Here is a 20,535-nt window from a genome sequence, read left to right as displayed (position 1 = left end):
TATTTTACTTTGTAATAAACATATAAAAAGGTTTTCCTGCTAATTGCATATCTATCCATACGCCGTTATTACTGCCTATTTTAGAACGAACCTCTTCTATTGAGGTGTATGTTTTAGGGAGTTCAAATATCACTTTAATTTCTTTATTTAAAAAAATTGTTTTAGCACTTCCCGTTATAACATTACAAAACTCCCCTACTCCGTCCATGATGCTTGCACTGTCACTCTCCTCAATCTTCTCACCAAGAAATGACTCTATGGCAGTAAGTGCTATCTCTTTTGGAAACAGAAGCGCAAAATAGCCATCTAAATCACCGCTAAAGTGCATAACTGCAATGACTATCTCTTCTTTTGAGTCCACATCAAAGTTCTTTATTGTATGTGAAAGCTTTTGAGCCTCTAACCCTGTAAAGGAGACTAGTGTCTCAACTGCCGTATCCATAAAAACTGGAAGGTTTATTATAAGATTTTTTGATAAAGAGAGTGTTTGATTTTGAGAGTTCTCATTTTTTTGATAACCATCGTTAATTGAGCTGTGAGTAATTATAATATCGCTTGTTTTCTCTTTTGAAAGTTCTTCAAACTTTTTCTCATCACTCACGACAACAATTGTATATCCATACTTGGATAACTCTTTTGAGAGCTGCTTTGCATTTTGTTCATCTTCATCATATAGTAAAACGCGTAAATCTTTTTTATATGACTTTGGCTCTAAAAAAAGCTTTGCTGCTGCAATATTTTTAAACAGTTTTACCCTAGTATCTTTTGAGAACATCTTTAAATGTTTATAAAGGGGAATAGTGTAGTCGATCAACGCAACTTTAAGCTTGAATTTACTACTAAGAGCATCAAGCTTTTTTATAAAAGTAGTTAAACTTCTTTTATCTTGACTCTCATATATTGCACCTTCTAGGGAGATAACAACAATTTCAACTCTTTTTTTTGCCATATCCAGCTGATTTGCAATTGAATCTACAAGAGCAGAGGTTCTAGAGTCTTCTATAATCCCCCTATAACTAAACTTAAGCATACAGTCCCTCTAAAATAAATTTACCTATTCTACCATCGAGTAAATTAAAATTGGATATATTAAAGTTTAATCCTACAAATGTTAAAATCACTTTACTTAAAAATGGAGAGTGCAATTGAGAGAGAGTTCAGAAGTATTAGCAAGAAAGTACAGACCAAAAAGTTTTGATGAGCTTATAGGTCAAGAGACGATTTCTCAAACTCTCTCTCTTGCGCTTGACGCCAACAGGCTCTCCCATGCATACCTCTTCTCGGGACTAAGGGGGAGTGGAAAAACTTCTACAGCGCGTATATTTGCCAAGGCACTAATTTGCGAAAAAGGGATAACTCACCAACCTTGTGGAGTTTGTCAAAACTGTACACTCTCTCTTGAGAATCGTCATATGGATATAGTAGAGATGGATGCGGCATCAAATCGCGGTATAGATGATATTCGAGAGTTGGTTGAGCAGACTAAGTATAGACCATCTTCTGCTCGATTTAAAATATTTATAATTGATGAAGTGCATATGTTGACTGCTCCTGCATTTAATGCCCTTTTAAAAACACTTGAGGAGCCTCCCTCTTACGTAAAGTTCATACTTGCTACTACAGACCCGCTAAAGCTGCCTGCAACAATCTTAAGCCGTACTCAGCACTTTAGATTTAAATCTATTGCAACAAATAAAATTGCAGACCATTTGGCTCATATTTTGAACCTTGAAGAGATAAAATATGAGCCTGAGGCTTTAGAGATTCTTGCAAGGAGCGGGAATGGAAGCCTTAGAGACACTCTTACACTCATGGATCAAGCTATCATATACTCCAAAAATCATGTAGATGTTCGCACTGTTACGGATATGCTAGGTCTTGTTGATCCTGATTTTATAAGAAAACTCTTTGACGCTGTTTTTGCAAAAGATTACGCCGCTCTTGTTGAGTTGACAAAGGTTTTAGAAGATTATGAAGCAGAGATGGTGGTAGATGAGCTTATAGCATACCTAAAAGAGAGAATGTATGCCAATGATGCCCTCTTCTCTACCCTTGTGTTAGATAGATTTTTTAGAATATTAAGTGATTCTAAATATCTCTTTAGCATAAATGCAGATGGCTCTTTTGTGCTCTCACTTATATTTTTCAAAATGGTAGAGGCACTTAGTATAAAAGAGGTCGATCAGATGATAGAGTCGCTTCAAAAAGAGATTCATACGCCATCCATCTCATGTAGTCCCACTTTACAAAAAGAGGAGATAGAAGCTCAAAGCCAAGAGGAGCCTTTAAAACCTTCGCAAGATAGAGAGAAAGCTGCAGATTCTTACACAAAAATGTTTGCGCAGCTTATCGCTAAACTAAAAGATAGAAACCCTGAGCTTGGCGAGTGCTTTGAGAGAAGTATATACTTTATCTCTTTTGAACAAGGCGTACTCAAGTGGGAGAGCTGTGCAAATGAGGAGTGTAAAAAGATTTTAACACATGGATACTCTGTTGTAAAGCAGTTTGTAAGAGAAGTTTTTGGATTTGACACAAAGATAAAGCATGAAGCGTGCACAAAAGAAGTTGAAGAAGAAAAAGAGGATGATGAAGAGGTAGAAAAACTATCAATGCCATACTCTCAATCAACATCAATGATTGAGGATGCGGAGATGGGAGGGAGTGCTAGTTGTGTAACAGATTGTCAAAACAACGATGCACCGAGAGTTGTTGATGCATCGGAGATAAAAGATGAGCCAATAGTTCAAAAAGCCGTGGAACTTTTTGAAGCTAAAAGGATGACTATTCAGTCAAAAATCTAACTCTTTAGCATACTCTCAATACTAAAGCTAAAGGTAGAGCCTTTTTTAAACTCTGAAGTTATCTCTAACGATGAACCTAACAGTTTTAAAACATATGTAACCATAGCCAGTCCTAATCCCATGGAGTTATCCCAACTATTTTTATCTACTCTATAAAATTTATTTGTAATTTTTTTAAGATGTTGCTCTTTTATCCCTGTTCCGCTATCTTTAACTGAGAGTTTATTGTTTTTTAGAGTAAGAAAAACATCGCCGCTTGAGTATTTCATGGCATTATCTATTAAGTTGTCTATAACAAGTTCAAGCATAGTCTTATCGCTAAAAAGAGTCAACTTCTCAACTTTGACCACTATCTCTCTATCCCTATATTTTGATTCAAAGTTTGACGCAATCTCTAAACAGAGTGAATTTAGCTCAAACTCACTTTTGTTTATTGTCAAATCCTCATTCTCAAGCTTAACAGACAAAGCCAGCCTATCTAGCATTTTTGATATTTTATCACCGTTACTGCTGATTTTGCTTAAAAATTTATCTCGAATATTTTGCGGCATTTGTGCATCTTCTTTAATTGTCTGCGCATATCCAATAATTGCCGCAACAGGATTCTTAAACTCATGTGAGAGCGCTGAGAGTATATCGTTTCTCTGCTTATTCATAAGCCTTAGTTTTGCCATATGTTTTGCTTTTTTCTTCTCATTTTTGCTCAATTTTTTTACCAGATTTTTCAAAAGTAAAGAGATTTGCAAAAACTCATAAAAATATTTTGTTTTAATTATGGCTTTGTAATTTTTGTTTGAGACCTCATCGAGATAGTTTGTAATCTGCTCAATATCATAAACTACCTTTTGGCTCATAGCTTTAGAGACAAAAGCTCCAATAACTATAATTACCATAAATACAAAAAAGAGCTTTGTCCACAAAGAGTAAAAATCATACATAATTTGCGCCAAACTCATAGAGAGTCTTATATATATCTGCTCATCTTTATAAATAGTTTTTTTTGCAATATATAAAAAATCTGCCTTTAGTGTATTTGAGTATCTTACTGTATCGCCGTACTCTTGGCTATTTGAGAGCATTACTTCAAATCTTGAAGTATGATTTGCCATCTCCTCTTTATCCGCATCCGTTTCTGCTAAAACAGTACCCTCTTTTGATATAACAGTTACTCTTAGGGCTGTTTTTTCGTTGATTTGAGCCACAACATCATCCAAATTCTCAACACTATTTAGGCTTATCTCCATAAGTTCAATAGCATGCTTTAAATGATTTTTATTATGCTCTATTATTATATCTTTTAGAGTTATGTAGCTGATTACTGATGATATAAGAAGTGCTGTTATAAAAAGAAGTAAAAATTTTAGTATAAATATCTGATGTATTTTTAGCACAACTTGTATCCTACTCCGCGGACTGTTTGTATATACTCTTTTGTTTTATCCGGGTCGATTTTCTCTTTTAGTCTATTTATGGCAACATTTACGGTTCTGTATTGATACTCATCGCTCTCCCCCCATACACTCTCAAGGAGATAGTCACGATCAAGTACCCTGTTTTTATTTAAAATAAACTCACATAAGAGGTTAAACTCAAGTTTTGTAACATCTACTTCTCTACCCTCTACACTTAATGTCCTAGAGCTTCTATCCAAGAGCAAATCTCTGTGAGAGAACACTCCATCTTCTATCTTTCTTGAAGTTCTTCGCAAAATTGCTTTTATGCGCAGCATCAGCTCTTTCATATTGAAAGGTTTTGTTATATAGTCGTCACCGCCTCTTAAAAAACCCTCCTCTATCTCACTATCATGATTTTTTGCACTAAGGTATATCACAGGTGTGGAAAATCCATCTGCTCTAAGAGTTTGAACAAACTCGCTACCTTCAACTCCGGGGAGATTTCTATCCATTATAAGAAGATCTATATCCTCTTCAACAAGAATCTGTTCAACACTTTTAGTGTTTAAAAAGCCTATGACTTCATACCCCTCTTTTTGCAGATTGTACTCAAGAAGCTCTAGTATATCCTCTTCATCCTCTACTACTACAATTTTTGCACTCATGTTTTAAGAATTCCTAATTAAATTTTATACTATTGTAACCAAAAAGGGTCTCTTTTTCATTACACTAAAAATATTTAACTCTCAATCCAAGCATCTGTTTTTATAATAGTATCATCATCAAATATCTTAAGCTTAAATGCACTCTCACATCTGCCTTTGCTAATATCCAAGATGGCTATTTGCATTATTTTTTTACACTTTTTTGGAATATCAAAATGTCCTCTCATGCCGGTAAGAAACTGCTTTAGCGGCACTTTTTCATCCATACCGATTACATTATCACGACAACCAGTAAGCCCGATGTCTGTGAGATATGCGGTGCTATTTACTATCTGAAAATCATCAGTTCCAACATGGGTATGTGTTCCGATTATTGCACTAACTCTTCCCATAAGAAGCATCATCATAGCTCTTTTTTCACTTGTAGCCTCTGCATGAAAATCTATAAAAATATTTTTTACACCATCTGCATGTAGAGCCTCTACACTCTCTTTTGCGCATCTAAAAGCATTGTCTGTATATGGCATGGCAAAGTGCCCCATAAGGTTTAAAACACCAAGCCTCTCCCCTGCAACATCATAAATCTTGCAGCCCGTTCCGCTAACTTCCTCTGGATAGTTATGGGGTCTTAAAATCTCATGCGTTGCAAAAAGCGCCTCTACCTCTTTTTTATCCCACGAGTGATTTCCGCCGCTCATGCAGTCCACACCGTAACTTACAACCTCGTTTGCATTCTTGGCTGTCAAACCAAAACCGTGAGAAACATTCTCATAATTTGCAATAACAAAATCAATCCCATGCTCTTTTTTTAGCTTTGGCAGATAACTCTTTAACATATCTCTACCGGGACTTCCTACTATATCGCCTATAAATGCTATTCTCAAATACTATCCTTTTTTAAAATATTTTTTATCATCTAAGATAATTCATGATTTTTTGATTTTTTTGTATATATTGTCTGTTTTTCATTTTCTTTTTGCCTCTAATATTTTATATTATTTATCACTTATTAATGTACCAAAGATAGAGTCAATATATCTATCTTCTAATTCTCTATCAAATTTTTGCTCCCTTGATGTTTCTCTCCACAAATCATAGTCATCTCGATTATGCCCCATCTCATCAGCTCTTTCATGTAAGTGCTCGTAGTCAATATTGCAACCAAATGATTCATTAAACTCATTCAATATATTAATAATCTCTGCACCATCATAATGTTTGTCTATTGCCTGTGCGACACTATCAGCATAGCTTTCAATACAATCAATAAAATAATCTTCATTATCTTTAAAATACTCATCAAATCCAAGTATTGTATCTTTGCAATAAAGTAAACACTCTATATCTTCATCATAATCAATATTATTTTCTTTTAAATAATCTAAAAGCTCAAATATTACTTTTTCTTTTGATTTAATATTATATTTATCTATCAATGCGATTAAACTTGGTTTATCTTGACCTGAAGTAATAAAGATTTCTTTTAAATTCACATTTTTAAGTGTCTCTATAATAAAACTTTGTATTTCACTGCTTGATACAAACCTATTATGCAACATCCATAGTTGAGCTGAAATGTTTGGTGTATTTGGTTTCATAACTTTTTTATTGTCAGAAGCATATATGATTTTTATAGAAGTTGTTTTGATATCGTTAGTCAGTTCAATAGATTTTAAAGCTAACTTTTTTTCTAAATCATTATCAATGTTTATCTTATGCTTGTCAAAAATATGCTCTGTTGTTTCATTTGGATTTCTAAAAGCATAAAAAGCTTGATTGAAATAAAGCAAATTATCAATGAGCATCTCTTTTATTGAAGTGCTATTATTTATAAGAGATATTATAAAATCCCTAATTGAAGGATTGTGAAATGAGACAATAGATTGCTTGCCATCGTCCATAGTAATTTTTGTAAAATTATTATCTAATTCTTTTATAGCACTATCAAAATCCGAAGGTGTCGTTGAAAAATTGTATTCCTTAGCCATAGTTTTATAAAATTTATGGAATGCTGATTTAAGCTCATCAAGCAAGATTTCATTACTTGAAATAGCGAGTTCATACAATACACATTTTGCACTGTTTGATAATTTTTCAAAGGCTTCTTCCCATATACTTTCAGGATTATCAAATTTACTTATTACATAAGTTGGATATTCGTCATCACTTACTAATTGTTCAATATCTTTTTTAGTAATATATTCGATTAAACGAGGATTGTAATTCTGATGTTCAATTATAGTTTGGTATGTCTTATCTTTTAAAAGTGCATTAATATATTCAAGCTCTAAATCAGAATAGAATAAATGATTATAAAAAATTTTAGCCTTAATTAGTTTTGTATAATTTCCTAAATCAAGTGTGCACTTCGCAAGTTCTAAACCACCATTATCTAACTTTTTGTAAGTATGTTTTGCCTGATTTAAGATGTATTCTCTTGTTGTTAAAATAAACTTTTTACTTTTATCTTTTTTTACATACTCTATAAAACTAATTAAACTATCATCTTCATTTTTTTCCAATCTATCTTCTAAAAAATTTCTACCAAGAAAATCATCAAAATAAAATAGTTGCTTTGTGTCTTTTTTGAGAAGTCCCCAAGCTTCTGAAATATTATTTGAAATAAATAAAAACTCAAATTCTTGTTGAATGTATTGAAAACTTAAGATATCGGCTAAGGTTGTTTTACCTATACCAGGAACTCCTGATATTACACAGTAGTTATTCTTATTTAAAATATCAACTGCATTATTATAGCTTTCATTAAGAACATATATTTTTAATTTATTTTGGATTTTTTGTAATTTATCAGTACTTCTATTATAGGAGCCACTATGAAGTAAATAAGTGAGAATTGATGTACTATTAAACCATAATTTGTAGTGTTTTTTTTCAACATCTTCAAATTTCCCAAGTAAGTTATTAATATCATTTTTTCCGTATATATCAGATATTGAGACAATATAGGGAGAAAAAAGATTTAAAATAATTTGTTTATTTGCTGGAGTCAACCCAAAAGATGTCATTACAATATATCTTGTAGGATTAAGTTTTTTGACTTTTGATAATTCTTTTTTTAACTCAGTTTCCAAAGAAGAAAAACTATCTTTTGTAAATCGTTTACATTGAAAAATTAATTTATCAACACCTTGAGCATACCGAAAGTCTATACCTCCATCTTTCCCCTCAGTAAAACTTTCTAATGTTATACACAATTCTTTCTGTAATAAATCTCTGCAAAGTTCTTCAAAATCTATTGGAGATAAATTTTTAAAGTCATAGTTTTGACTCATTTTTTTCCTTTTTTAATTCACTCATCCCCAGCACTAACCTTCACACCAAAAGTCACTCATTGTCATCTTCATCTGCAGCATTAAAGTTTACATTTTATCTAAATTAAAATTTCATATGACTTTTTATCACTTAACCCTATATTGTTCTTTTGCCGTTAATTTTCTGTCTTTATTTTACCCATTTTTCAACCTCTCCAAAACTTCTAAAGCTTCCATCTCAAACCTTGAAAATGCAAACCACTTTTTACCGAGGTCTTTAAGGCTTGCTCCTATGTGGTAAATCTCTGTACCGTCAATTATCAAAAATCTATCGTGAGCTTTTTTAAACTCTTGTAATTCTATATTTTTATATTGTGAGTTGTATTTTTGAAAATCAAAACGCAACTGTTTTGAGATATTTTGAGTATAGATTTTTATTTTTAAATTTTGGTATTTACTAAAGAGTGTAAAAATGGTGTCATCTATATAGTTATCTATAAGCACCACTTCACTTTTTGCACTCTTTAGCAAATCGTTCACAAAAACATAGGCATCATAAATTTGACCATCGAAAAGTATCCCTTGTTTGGGTTTGAGGGTTGTGTTTTGAAGTCCATTTGATATGTTTTCAACTTTTGATTTTAAAATCACCACCTCACTTTCAAGCTCTTTAAATCTTTGATTTGTTATTTTTTCAGAGTTTATTACATACCCATTAGTAATATAGCTTTTTATTATTGAGGTTGCCCATTGTCTAAATCTTACACCTTTTTGTGATTTAACCCGGTAGCCGACTGAAATAATTACATCTAAATTATAGTACTCAACATTGTATGTTTTGCCATCATGAGCAGTTGTCGCAAAATTTGCGACAACTGAGATTTTCTCAAGCTCACCATCGCTAAATATATTGCCTATATGCTTTCCTATAGTTTTTACATCTCTATCCAAAAGCTCTGAAATTTGATTTCTATTAAGCCATACTGTTTCACTTTCAACAGAGACATTAAGCTCAAGTTCACCATCATTATAAATTACTATATCTGAGCTATTTTCTTTATTCATCGTTCAAATCCAAATATTATTTGATAAATCATACCAAACTAATTTATTTTCATTGAAAAATATGTCAATTTGAAATATTTTGAATCTTAAACTCCTGTTATCAACCCTTACGCCCTTAAATACTTCAGCACTGCTTTTATAATGTCGTCATCGTCTTTTGAGTCTGATTTAATGCTCTCTTTTTTCTCATCCATGTAGGCAAATGTAATGTTTTGTCCATAGTTAGAGACACTCTTTACCCTCTTATGCAGACTCAAAAGCTTAATGACCATCAGTTCAAAGAACTGCTTTGTAGGGGTGTCTAGCTCGCCGAAGCGGTCTATGACTTCCTCTTGGATTTCATATATCTCTACACTATCTTCGCATGCTGAGAGTCGCCTGTATATATCTAGACGGAGTCTATCCTCTTTTACTACCTCATCTGATATAAATGCCGAAATAGTTAGCTTTATATCTACTTTTACCTTTTCACTCTCTGCCTGATTGCTTAAAAGTTTTATGGCATCTTCCAACATTCTAAGATACAAAGAGTAACCGATATTTTTTATATGTCCACTCTGAGCATCGCCGACTAAGTTTCCGCCGCCTCGTATCTCTAAATCATGATGCGCTAAAACAGAGCCGCTTCCCAAAAACGAGTTTGACTCTAACGCTAAAAGCCTCTTTTTAGCATCATCCGTTAATCCCTCTTTATCATTTACTATAAAGTAAGCAAACCCTTCAACACTGCTGCGCCCGACACGTCCACGGAGTTGATGCAAATCCGCCATGCCAAATCTGTCTGCACCGTCAACTATAATGGTATTTACTCTAGGCATATGTATGCCTGACTCTATAATTGAGGTTGCAAGCATCAAATCATACTCCCCCGCCTCAAACTTCAAAAGCTCTTTTTCCGTCTCTATTGCAGAGATTTTAGAGTGGAGCATGACGACTCTAAGCTGGGGAAGTATCGCTTTTAGTTCGCCGAGTTTAATCGGCATATGGTCTATTGAGTTGTGTATATAAAATATCTGTCCGCCACGGCGAATTTCGCGCAAAATCACCTCTTTTATAAGCTTCTCTTCATACTCTTTCACAAAAGTTCTAACAGGCTCTCTGTCGCTTGGCGGGGTAAGAAGCTGCGACATTGTTTTTATTGAACTAAGAGCTTGATTTAGTGAGCGTGGAATTGGAGTCGCACTCATAGAGAGAAGATGAACATTATGATATAACTCTTTTATCTTCTCTTTTTGTTTTACACCAAACTTATGCTCTTCATCTATGATGACAACGCCTAGGTTTTTAAACTCTGTATCAAAAAGGGCATGAGTTCCTACAACAACATCCAAATCTCCGCTTGCAAGAGCCTTTATGATATTTTTCTTATCTTTAGCACTAACAAATCTATCAAGCTTTGAGCACTTTATACCTAAATCATCAAATCTCTCACGAAGCGAGCGGTAGTGCTGTGCACTAAGTAGCGTTGTGGGAACTATAAGTGCAGACTGATAACCTGATTTGTACGCTGCAAAGATAGTGTTCATCGCCACTTCTGTTTTTCCAAACCCTACATCGCCGCTTAGAAGCCTATCCATAATATGCCCCGAACTCATCTGCGCTATTATCTCATCCACTGATTGTGTCTGATCATCGGTATAATCAAAACCGGAGAGCTTTTGAAATGCCCTTAACTCATCCTCATCAACGCTTATCTTTGGTGCTTTTATAAGCTCTCTTGCTGCTGCAGTATTTACTATCTGCCCCGCTATCTCCATAAGCCGTTTTTTTACGCTCTCTTTTAGTTTGCCGAAGCTACCTTTGCCAAGCTTATCTAAAACCGGAACAGAGCCGCCTGAAGCGATATAGCGGTCTATGGCATCAAGATTTTCCACAGGGAGTAAAATTTTATCATCACCAACATACTTTATGACTATAAAATCTTTTACTCCTCCTAAAATCTCAGTCTTCTCAATACTCTCAAATATACCGACACCGTAATCTTCATGCACGACATAGTCGCCTGTCTTTAAATCATCTAGTAAAATTGAGCTTTTTCTTCTTCGTCTTACTCTATCTGGCTTATTTAGCGAGATTACAAGCTCATCTTTGCTTAAAATATTTAAAATATATGGAGCATAAAGAGTCTCTATCCCTTTTAAGTCAAAGAGTCCAGCCTGTTTTAATACCGCCTCATTTGAAGCTATAATCGTTATTTTCTTATCTTTATGCACTTTTAAAAGAGCGCCCACATCACTTGGCATTATCTCTTTAAAATCATCACTATCAGGCAGTATCTCTAAGTTAAATCTCTCTCGCGAGAGTGTCGGCTTATTGAGTGCGTAAGCATCTGCTAAAAGGGCCTTGAGATTTCTTACTAATTTTACACTTTTACCCTCTAGAAAATCTGCCGCACTATCATCTAGATGCCAAAACCCCAAGGAGGCAATATCTTTAACCAAGGAGTCAAACTCACTTCTAGTTACTTTCTCATTTAGAGTATTAAATGCTTCCTCATCCAAAGAGTAAAAAGCAGGCGTTATCTCAATGCTCTCAAGCTCCTCTTTTTGAGTCCTTTGCGATTCAAGCTCAAAATATTTTATCTGCTCTATCTCATCATCAAAAAGTGAAACTCTAAGAGGCATCTGTGATGATGGAGGAAAGATATCTATAATATCCCCGCGAAAAGATATCTCCCCTTCTACCTGAACCATATCTACAAAGTTGTATCCCCAAAAAAGCATCTGCTCTTTAAAGCTCTTTAGTTCTATATTGGAGCCAAACTCTAAAGTAGTAGAGCCTAGAAGAGACTCTTTTGGAAGGTTAAATAGGACTGTTTTTAGCGGCAAGATAACAAGCGGTTTCTTTTTTAGAGAGTAGTACTTTCGCAAAGCAGTCAAGAGCTCATGAAGCTCCTCTTTATATACTCTTAAGTCATCTCCATAAGCAGCTCTAAAGTCAGGAAAGAGAAGAACATCTTTTTTAAAAAATTTAGCTACGCTCTCAAGCTCATGTGCCTCTTTTGCATCTTGGCAAATCAAAATATCTAAATCTTGCTCTTTAGAGGTTTTATAATATTGAAACAGTCTGTTTTGTGACATTAAATTAGACTTAAGACTATGATACTTTTGCCTTATTTTCACTAATAGCGCTTATAAGCGTATCTGCGGGAATGTTATCACTATCTGATGTTTTCATAGGTGTCTGCGGTGCATTTTTCACAATGCTATTTCCTTCAAAAATACCTTTTGCTTCAATTACTAACTCACCAGACTCTATTGAGCCGTTTACTCTGCCTTGAGCTTTTATCTCGACTCTTGCAGCATTTACACTGCCTTCTACATACCCTTGTACAACAAGTCTTGTGGTAGAGATATCCCCTTTTATATGTCCGTTTTTACCAACATTTACCTCTTTGCTTGAGTTTATTACTCCCTCAAACTCTCCATCAACATAGAGATTGCATGCAAGATTCATCTCTCCTTTTATTGTAGAGCCAGCTGTGATGATGGTAGTGTTTGTGTCGGGTTTGGTACTTTTATGTGCGCTGTCGCCGCTATTAAAGATTGCCATGGTATCTGTTTCTCCTTTTCAAATATATCTCTATAATTTTTAACACTCCACTTTACAAATGCTATAGGATTAACCGGTCTTTGGATAAATCTTATTTCATAATGGAGATGTGGACCGCTACTCATGCCTGAGTTACCGGTATAGGCAATTAAATCACCTTTTTTTACAAAGCTTCCGGATTTTATCACAACTTTGTTTAAATGTGCAAAGTATGATTTGAAACCGTAATTGTGCTCTACTATTACAAGATTACCAAAACCGCTTTTTTCATGAAATCCTGCCCACTCTACAAGTCCATCAGCAGTTGCATAAACCGGAGTATTCATAGCCGCTTTCATATCAAGTCCGCGATGAAGCTCCTTAGAGTTTAACGTAGGGTGTATTCTATAGCCGTAATTGCTTGTAATTCCATTATATCTGATTGGAGAGCCGCTAGGAATAAACTGCATAAGAGTAGCCATATGTTCAGAACTTAGTTTTGTTACATTTACTCTATCTTGAAGAGACATCTCTGTTACAGGAGAGAGTCCTATTAACGTCTCAATCTCAGAGAGCGTCTCTGAGATTTCTAAAAGCTCTCTCTTTTTATCAATTAACGCTACTTGGGTATCTTTTATACTCTCATCAAGCAGTCTGTTTTTCTCTTTTTGAGCTAAATAAGCCTTTTGTACACTCTGATGTTCTCTGTTTATCTCATCTACTTTGTAGTCAAGATACAAAATAGTAGCTACTGCAAAAAGAGCAACTGTTCCTAAAAACATAGCGGCATAAAGAATAGCTTTTTTTATAATTTTATGAAGATTAAACTGCTTTACGCCATTGTCGTCATGTATAGTTATAGTAAAGTGATTATTCATAATACTCTCTTAAAAATCTTTCAACTACACTAAAAGAGCCAAATACAAGGTAGTTGTACTCAGGCTTTATCTCTTTAAATTGTCTATATTCTATCTTTAAGTTAGTTAAAACTGTTTTAATATTTTTAATATCTGCAACTCTTTTATCATCTATGGCAATTATCTCAACATGTAAAGTTATAGGTGCTAGTATCTCTAAAATCTCTTTATAGTTCTTGTCTTTGTAGCTGTTATATATAACTACATATTTATTCCCCAAAAGTGCCTCAACAATGCTTTTAGCTGCTAAGACATTGTGCCCTACATCAATTGTAATGTTCTTTGCTATCTTTGTAAGCCTTGCAAAAAGTTGTGGTTTTTGAAAATTACCACTATCATACTTCAATCCTAAAAACTTTAAAGCAGCTATGCTAAGAGATAAGTTCTGCTTGAGATATGAGACTAGTGAGAGTTTTTTTGAAATCTCATCTATTTTCTCTCTATCAATATCATCAATAAATGTATCTACTTTTTCTATATTTAAAGACTTTTTGGAACACAACCTATCTGCAACTTCATAAACCTCATCATATTGTTGCGTAGCTAAAATTGCACTATTTTGAATCGCATTTAATTTTGTAGCAGCTATCTGGGCTATCTCTGAGCCTAAAAAAGCTTCATGATCATGCGCTATGGGTGTTACAAGAGTCAATATTTTAGGAAATACGGCAGTCGCATCATGTTCACCGCCAAGCCCTGCTTCCATAACGACATATTCACAATCACAAAACAGCAGCATTGCCAAAAAAGTCGTATACTCAAAATAACTAAGCGAGGAGGCATCATCTTTTGTTAAAATTCCTTGGAGTTTTATGTGTGCGGCTTCAAGCTCTTTATCAGCAACATTTAAGCCATTTATCCATATGCGCTCATTAAACTCCAAGATATGGGGCGAGGTATAGTGCCCCACACTATAGCCCATAGAAAAAATTGCCTCAGCTAAAAAGCGCCCCGTAGTTCCCTTGCCGTTTGTCCCGATGATATGAACTGTTTTTGGAGTACTAAAGAGGGATTTTATCTTTTCGTAAACTCGTGGCATACGGCTATAATCTATCTCCTCGTAATAGAGCGGCTTAAGGTTTAAATACTCCTCTACTCTCACTTATATACGACCCTATCTCTACCCTCTTTTTTTGCCTTGTATAGATTCTCATCGGCACTCTTTAACAAGCCTTGAAGTGAGAAGTTAGATTTTCTGTCACTTACCCCGCAGCTAACGGTTAGTTTTATCTGATTCTCTTTATATTTTAAACGTGTATTTTTAATTTTTTTTCTAACTTTTTCGGCAAAAATAACTCCGCCTTTAGTGTCTGTTTCACCAAGGATAGCGATAAACTCCTCTCCTCCAAATCTCCCCACTATGTCAACTGCTCTAGCCTCTTTTTTAAGTATTTTTGCAAAAGCAAAAAGCACGGCATCGCCGGCATCATGCCCATAGTCGTCATTAACATCTTTAAAGTGATCCAAATCCAAAAATACAAGAGTATAGTTGTGCCCATATCTCTCAAACTCTGCTTCTTTGATATTCATTAGCTCATCTAGCGCGCGTTTATTGTAAATTTTTGTTAAAAAATCCTCTTTTGATTCATCTCTTGCACGCTGTAGTTCCTGCTCTAAATGCTCTATCTTTTTACTAAGTGCATTGACCTCACTGCTATGTTTTTTCAAGTCACTAGCAAGTGCCTGAGTATTTTTCTCCAAAGCTATAGCTATGGCATATATCTTCTTATGTGCAACACTAAAGTTTGTAATTGTTTTTTCGTTATAGCTCTCAAGCTCTTTTTTAATCCTCTGTATCTCAACAGTTGAATTATCCGAACTCTCTATCATCTCTATAAGTCTTAGAGAAAGCTTGTCTAAAACCCCATCGATAGATTCTATCATCTCCTTGACGCTCTGCTTATCAAGTGCTATTCTAAGGGCAATAGCAGATCTTATTTCGGCTTCAATAGAGGTGCCATGCAACAGCTCAGGATTACTTTTTATTTTTTGGCTTATATTGGCTATCTTCTCATTTACACTTGATGCAATCGAAGGGGTCAAGGATGATACTAGCAGTGAGGCAATTTTAGAGAGTTCAAGAGAGTTTAGTGGATTATCGCATAAGTTAGTCAGATTTAAATTTTGTACAGTTTTTTTAAGATTACCGCTATCCACATCGCCTAAAGCCTTTAGCTTTTGCAAAAATGTATCATCATAGGTTGTTAAAAAATTTATCCACAATTGTCTAAATTGTTCCATCTCTGCAAGAGAAGGCTCTCTACTTAACAACTCGAGACTTTTTTTTGCTAACTCTGTTGCCTCGTTATTATGTAGAACCTCTATAACTTGAAGAACTCTTCTTGTAAACATTATTTGTGATTCAAGTACATTTGAACAGTGTGAAGGATTTGTTCTGTTTAGTTTAGAGATTAAAAAACGGGCAAGCTCAGAGATGTTTGTAATATGATATTTTTTTAACTCATCTTGAAACTCTTTGTTTAAAGTAGCACTAAATTTCTCAAGTTTTGAGCAATCTTCTATAGCAAAGCCTGCTTTTGTGGCTTCTTTACAAAACGCCTCAGCATAAAAATCAGGTGTTAAAAGTTTACCCTCTAACTCTAATCTTTTTATAGCTTTTTTAATAATTGCTTGAATATTCATAGCTACTCCTTACTTCTTTGCTCTTGCTCCCTCAGCCGAAACCTGTGCAACAAATGAGTTAATTGCTCTTTGTGCGGCAAATCCTATAGCTTCAAACCTATCTTGATCCGTGACAATAGCATTTGGTGCTACTGAGAAATCATGAAATCCTTTAGTATTATAGCTTTTTGATGTGCCGTTTGTCTGCTTTATTATATTTAAAGAGATACTCATTCTATAACTAATTACATAACCGTTCTCATCATAAACTATAGGTGAATAAGATGGAGTGCCCATCTTTAGCACAAGATGTGTTTGAGACTCTGCTCTACTAACCAAAGATGCCTGAAACACTTCTATAATAGCTCTATCAACAGCATCTTTAATTATAACTGTGTTTTGGGGATCTATGGATGAGATAACAACACTCGTACTTATCTTCTCTCCCATTACATCACGAGAAAATTTAGCACTTGACTTATATCCGCAACCACTCAAAATAAGAAGAGTCAAAGATAGCAACAAAAATGCTTTGATATTGGGCAAAAGTTTCAATATTAATCCTTAACTACTAAGTTTACTAATTTTTTTGGAACTACTATCTCTTTTATCAGGGTCTTACCCTCAAGCCACTTCTGTGCTTTTTCTTTTGCTATAGCCACTATCTCATCCTTTGGTGCATCTATTGCAACCTCTATCTCGCATCTTCTTTTACCGTTAACAGAGACACCAAGCGTTATAGAGTCCTGTGCAAACACCTCTTCTATCACTTTTTGCTGTGTTAGGTTTTTAAGTGCGAAATATTTGCTGCTTATATCCCAGCATACATGAGGAATCACCGGCTCCATTATGGAAGATAGTATCCAATAGCCCTCGCTCCAGACATCTCTGTTTGTTTGAAGATTAAGTGCATTCATAGCCTCCATGACACCTGCAATCATGGTGTTAAAAGTATAGCGCTCACTATAAACATCGTTGGCTCTTACAAGTGCTTCATACACTTTTTTTCTAGCAAACTTCTCCTCTTTTGTGAGAGATGCTTGCTCTATATAAGGAGTAGTTTCTAATTTATCTACATTTACGCTTCTCTCATAGAATCTTTTTATAAACTTATAAGCTCCCTCAACAGCGCTGTCGTTCCACTCCAGCTCCTGTGTTGGAGGTGCTGCAAAAAGGATAAAAAGTCTTGCTGTGTCAGCACCGTACTTCTCTATTATTGCATCAGGGTCAACGGTATTGCCCTTGGATTTACTCATCTTAGCACCATCTTTTAGTACCATGCCTTGAGTAAGAAGCCTACCAAAAGGCTCATCAAAATCCAGATACCCCAAATCTCTTAGAACTTTTGTAAAAAATCGTGCATAAAGCAGATGAAGGATTGCGTGCTCTATTCCGCCGATATAGTGGTCAACTCCCTCTTGCCCTTGATGCATCCAGTACTTAATCTGCTCCTTTGAGAAAGCTTCCTCTTGCCAGTTTTTAGGCGATGCGCAAAAGCGTAAAAAGTACCAAGAAGACTCTACAAACGTATCCATCGTATCTGTCTCACGCACGGCATCTCTGCCGCACTTTGGACATTTACAATGCTTCCATGTAGGATGTTTCTCAAGAGGATTTCCCTCTCCAGTAATCTCAATATCTTCAGGAAGTGCTACGGGAAGATTCTCTTTTTTCTCCATAACAATGCCGCATGAGTCACAATGAACAAAAGGGATAGGCGCACCCCAGTATCTCTGTCTGCTTACTCCCCAATCTTTTAGTTTGTAATTGGTTGTTTTTTTACCGATACCTTGAGCTTGGAAATACTCTATTATTTTTGATTGTGCATCTTTGGAGTTTAATCCGTCAAAGAGTTCAGAGTTAAAAAGCTCTCCGACTTCGGTATATGCCTCATCTTTTTTTAACTCTTCTCCAAAAGGCTTTATTACGGCATTTATAGGCAGATTGTATTTTTTTGCAAAGTCAAAATCTCTCTCATCATGTGCAGGAACTGCCATAACGGCACCGCTTCCATAATCCATAAGAACAAAATTTGCAACCCATAGAGGAACGTTTTTCTTAGTTAGTGGATGAACTACATCCAATCCTAATGCAAAGCCGCTCTTAGTTTTTTGTCTATCGATGGACGAAGCATTTTTCATCTCTTTAATTTTCGCAATTGTATTCTCATCAAGTAGTGAGTTCTCTATCATGTAAGTTACAATCTCATGTTCGGGTGCAATTGCCGTGTAGCTTACTCCATAAATTGTATCAGGACGCGTTGTAAAAACTTCAAAACCATCAAAGTTGCCACCTAGCTTCTTTAATGATTCTTCATCAAAACAGAACTTAAACTCTAAGCCGTTTGATTTGCCTATCCAGTTCTCCTGCATCGTCAAAACCTGCTTAGGCCAGCCATCTTCTAGCTTATTTAAATCCAAAAGCAGTTCATCTGCATAGTCTGTAATCTTAAAGTAGTACTGATTCATATCTTTTTTGACTACCTGATTATCGCATCTCCAGCAGCAACCGTCAATAACTTGCTCATTTGCCAAAACAGTATGACAACTCTCACACCAGTTCAAAAAGCCTTTTTTACGGTAGAGAAGCCCTTTTTCGTACATGTCGATAATAAAGCCTTGCTCAAACTTTGTATATAACTCATCGCTTGTGGCAAATTCGCGCTCTTTTGAGAATGAGAATCCAAGAGACTTAAACTCCCCCTTCATGTAATCAATATTTTCATAAGTCCACTTTTTAGGGTGTGAACCGTTTTTAATAGCTGCATTTTCTGCCGGCATACCAAAGCTGTCAAAGCCTATCGGATGAAGAACATTAAAGCCTTGTTGGCGGTAGTATCTAGCAAAAGCATCACTAAGCGTGTAGTTTCTAACATGTCCCATATGAAGTCTTCCACTTGGAAAAGGGAACATGCTTAGTATATATTTCTTCTCTTTTGCAAAATCTTCACTAGGTTCAAAACTTCTATTTTCTGCCCAATACTCTTGCCAGTTCTTCTCTAACTCTTTTGAACTATATTGCAAAAATTTCTCCTAATACTCGTCACGATTTTTAGAGCTCTCTATATAAATAAGACCTACAGAGAATAGGTTTGCAATTAAAGCACCGATTGCCAAAGCGATTGCCCACTCTAAATTTCCAATAACTTCTAAATATATAAATGCGGGAATAAGATGAAGGTCAGCTACTAAGGATGAAGCTAATAGTTCCGCAGAGAGGAGATTTCTAACACCGATTTTCAAAAATGTAGAAACTAGATTTAAACTACCTGCAACAAAAAGTGCTACAGCGCTATGTTCATATAAAAAACCCGCAATTGATGTTAAACTCATCAATGAAAAAAACACATATATAACCTTGCCCCAATCCATACAAACACCTCTGCTTAAATTAATTGACAAGATTATACAAAAAATACCTTAAGTAGCGACTGAAGTCTTAATGCAGCCTATTTTAGAATTAAGTTTTTTTTCATAAAAAGATAAAAAAATGCTAAAGGCGGAACAAAGACAATTGCTATCCGCCAAAAAACTTTCTGATTTTTCTCTTTAAACTTAGCTCTATATACAGAGATTATTGAGTAGACCCAAAAAACAACAAATAGAAAAAATACCAACAGTGTAACATCACTCATGACGAACTCCTTTTTGAGTATTGTATCTTCTATTTTGTTAACATAAAAAATTAGATGCTTTTTAAAGAAGATTATCCGGCAAGAAGCCGGATTTTAGGCAAGGAGTGTTTAATATTTTTACATAACCCCAGATTCATACTGAGCTCTCATCCTCTCTTTTTCTGCTTCTCTTTTTGCTTTTTGTGCAAGTTTTACATGATAATTTTTAACATCAAATCCAAAAAGAAGAAGAGTCGGAGAAGCAACAAAAATTGATGAGTATGTTCCTACAACGATTCCTACCAAAAGAGTAAATGCAAAAGCATGAATTATCTCTCCGCCGAACATAAAAAGTGTAAATACAACAAAAAATGTCGTAAGAGAAGTAAGTGTTGTTCTAGCCAGAGTTCTTGTGATAGACTCATCAATTATATCGCTAAGTTTACTATCCCCTCTTTTTACAACACTTTCACGAATTCTGTCAAATATGATTATCGTGTCATTTAAAGAGTAGCCTAAAATCGTAAGAAGTGCGGCTAATACGTCTAGATTTACCTCTAATCCGACAAGGGCTATAGCTCCAAGCGCAATAGTGACGTCATGAACAAGTGCTAATATAGAAGCAACGGCAAACCTCCACTCAAATCTAAACGCT

Annotated in this window: 17 protein-coding genes; 1 reads left to right on the top strand and 16 read right to left on the bottom strand. The window is 35.0% G+C overall.

What is annotated here, in order from left to right; translation table 11 throughout:
• Positions 1-4: 4 nt before the first annotated feature.
• Positions 5-1,030, bottom strand: a complete 1,026-nt coding sequence (locus M0Q20_RS04395; RefSeq protein ID WP_295058954.1) for a chemotaxis protein CheX — start codon at positions 1,028-1,030, stop codon at positions 5-7.
• 115 nt (positions 1,031-1,145) lie between these two features.
• Between M0Q20_RS04395 and M0Q20_RS04390 the strand changes: the two genes are divergently transcribed.
• Positions 1,146-2,801, top strand: coding sequence for a DNA polymerase III subunit gamma/tau (locus M0Q20_RS04390; RefSeq protein WP_295058953.1), 1,656 nt, complete (start codon positions 1,146-1,148; stop codon positions 2,799-2,801).
• Here the strand turns inward: M0Q20_RS04390 and M0Q20_RS04385 are convergent.
• The 15 genes from M0Q20_RS04385 to secF all read right to left on the bottom strand — a co-directional run.
• Positions 2,798-4,192, bottom strand: coding sequence for an ATP-binding protein (locus M0Q20_RS04385; protein ID WP_295058952.1), 1,395 nt, complete (start codon positions 4,190-4,192; stop codon positions 2,798-2,800). The two genes, M0Q20_RS04390 and M0Q20_RS04385, sit on opposite strands and share 4 nt — an antisense overlap.
• Positions 4,186-4,860 carry a response regulator transcription factor gene (locus M0Q20_RS04380; RefSeq protein ID WP_295058951.1) on the bottom strand — a complete coding sequence of 225 codons (675 nt, stop codon included), beginning with the start codon at positions 4,858-4,860 and terminating at the stop codon, positions 4,186-4,188. Before M0Q20_RS04380 ends, M0Q20_RS04385 begins: the two co-directional genes overlap by 7 nt.
• A 74-nt stretch (positions 4,861-4,934) precedes the next feature.
• Positions 4,935-5,744: a TIGR00282 family metallophosphoesterase gene (locus M0Q20_RS04375; protein WP_295058950.1), complete on the bottom strand. Its 810-nt coding sequence runs from the start codon at positions 5,742-5,744 to the stop codon at positions 4,935-4,937.
• A 111-nt stretch (positions 5,745-5,855) separates the two neighbouring features.
• Positions 5,856-8,153 carry a restriction endonuclease gene (locus tag M0Q20_RS04370; RefSeq protein ID WP_295058949.1) on the bottom strand — a complete coding sequence of 766 codons (2,298 nt, stop codon included), beginning with the start codon at positions 8,151-8,153 and terminating at the stop codon, positions 5,856-5,858.
• Positions 8,154-8,327: 174 nt separating this feature from the next.
• Positions 8,328-9,197, bottom strand: coding sequence for a RhuM family protein (rhuM, locus tag M0Q20_RS04365; RefSeq protein ID WP_295058948.1), 870 nt, complete (start codon positions 9,195-9,197; stop codon positions 8,328-8,330).
• Between the two features lie 107 nt (positions 9,198-9,304).
• Complete coding sequence (locus tag M0Q20_RS04360; protein ID WP_295058947.1) at positions 9,305-12,277, bottom strand: DEAD/DEAH box helicase; 2,973 nt, start codon at positions 12,275-12,277, stop codon at positions 9,305-9,307.
• 16 nt (positions 12,278-12,293) lie between these two features.
• A complete protein-coding gene (locus M0Q20_RS04355; protein WP_295058946.1) occupies positions 12,294-12,749 on the bottom strand; it encodes a polymer-forming cytoskeletal protein in 456 nt (151 codons plus the stop codon).
• Positions 12,662-13,606 carry a M23 family metallopeptidase gene (locus tag M0Q20_RS04350; RefSeq protein WP_295058945.1) on the bottom strand — a complete coding sequence of 315 codons (945 nt, stop codon included), beginning with the start codon at positions 13,604-13,606 and terminating at the stop codon, positions 12,662-12,664. The genes M0Q20_RS04355 and M0Q20_RS04350 overlap by 88 nt, the downstream gene beginning before the upstream one ends.
• Entirely contained in the window at positions 13,599-14,747 is a 1,149-nt protein-coding gene (locus M0Q20_RS04345) for a bifunctional folylpolyglutamate synthase/dihydrofolate synthase (RefSeq protein ID WP_295058944.1), read from the bottom strand. Before M0Q20_RS04345 ends, M0Q20_RS04350 begins: the two co-directional genes overlap by 8 nt.
• The gene (locus tag M0Q20_RS04340; RefSeq protein WP_295058943.1) at positions 14,744-16,288 is read right to left on the bottom strand and encodes a GGDEF domain-containing protein; all 1,545 of its coding nucleotides are present in this window, start codon (positions 16,286-16,288) and stop codon (positions 14,744-14,746) included. Before M0Q20_RS04340 ends, M0Q20_RS04345 begins: the two co-directional genes overlap by 4 nt.
• A gap of 9 nt (positions 16,289-16,297) precedes the next feature.
• Positions 16,298-16,822, bottom strand: coding sequence for an LPS assembly lipoprotein LptE (gene lptE, locus M0Q20_RS04335; protein WP_295058942.1), 525 nt, complete (start codon positions 16,820-16,822; stop codon positions 16,298-16,300).
• A gap of 2 nt (positions 16,823-16,824) precedes the next feature.
• Positions 16,825-19,290 (bottom strand): leucine--tRNA ligase, encoded by a 2,466-nt coding sequence (leuS, locus tag M0Q20_RS04330; protein WP_295058941.1) that lies wholly within the window; start codon positions 19,288-19,290, stop codon positions 16,825-16,827.
• Positions 19,291-19,299: 9 nt separating this feature from the next.
• Positions 19,300-19,638: a DUF6394 family protein gene (locus tag M0Q20_RS04325; protein WP_295058940.1), complete on the bottom strand. Its 339-nt coding sequence runs from the start codon at positions 19,636-19,638 to the stop codon at positions 19,300-19,302.
• Between the two features lie 77 nt (positions 19,639-19,715).
• Positions 19,716-19,901: a hypothetical protein gene (locus M0Q20_RS04320; RefSeq protein ID WP_295058939.1), complete on the bottom strand. Its 186-nt coding sequence runs from the start codon at positions 19,899-19,901 to the stop codon at positions 19,716-19,718.
• 117 nt (positions 19,902-20,018) lie between these two features.
• Positions 20,019-20,535, bottom strand: a 517-nt coding sequence (gene secF, locus M0Q20_RS04315) for a protein translocase subunit SecF (protein WP_295058938.1), incomplete at its 5' end; no start/stop codon positions are given.

This window comes from Sulfurimonas sp. (assembly GCF_023229025.1).
In the GTDB taxonomy this organism is placed as follows: domain Bacteria; phylum Campylobacterota; class Campylobacteria; order Campylobacterales; family Sulfurimonadaceae; genus Sulfurimonas.
The sequence above is the reverse complement of the archived record's forward strand: the minus strand, read 5'-3'. Positions and strand labels throughout refer to the sequence as shown.

Bases quoted from the DNA above. Each gene is read 5' to 3' on its own strand.
- M0Q20_RS04320 (WP_295058939.1), bottom strand. From the start codon at position 19,901: ATGAGTGATGTTACACTGTTGGTATTTTTTCTATTTGTTGTTTTTTGG.
- M0Q20_RS04325 (WP_295058940.1), bottom strand. From the start codon at position 19,638: ATGGATTGGGGCAAGGTTATATATGTGTTTTTTTCATTGATGAGTTTA.
- M0Q20_RS04395 (WP_295058954.1), bottom strand. From the start codon at position 1,030: ATGCTTAAGTTTAGTTATAGGGGGATTATAGAAGACTCTAGAACCTCT.
- M0Q20_RS04340 (WP_295058943.1), bottom strand. From the start codon at position 16,288: ATGAATATTCAAGCAATTATTAAAAAAGCTATAAAAAGATTAGAGTTA.
- M0Q20_RS04350 (WP_295058945.1), bottom strand. From the start codon at position 13,606: ATGAATAATCACTTTACTATAACTATACATGACGACAATGGCGTAAAG.
- rhuM (WP_295058948.1), bottom strand. From the start codon at position 9,197: ATGAATAAAGAAAATAGCTCAGATATAGTAATTTATAATGATGGTGAA.
- M0Q20_RS04380 (WP_295058951.1), bottom strand. From the start codon at position 4,860: ATGAGTGCAAAAATTGTAGTAGTAGAGGATGAAGAGGATATACTAGAG.
- M0Q20_RS04355 (WP_295058946.1), bottom strand. From the start codon at position 12,749: ATGGCAATCTTTAATAGCGGCGACAGCGCACATAAAAGTACCAAACCC.
- M0Q20_RS04370 (WP_295058949.1), bottom strand. From the start codon at position 8,153: ATGAGTCAAAACTATGACTTTAAAAATTTATCTCCAATAGATTTTGAA.
- M0Q20_RS04360 (WP_295058947.1), bottom strand. From the start codon at position 12,277: ATGTCACAAAACAGACTGTTTCAATATTATAAAACCTCTAAAGAGCAA.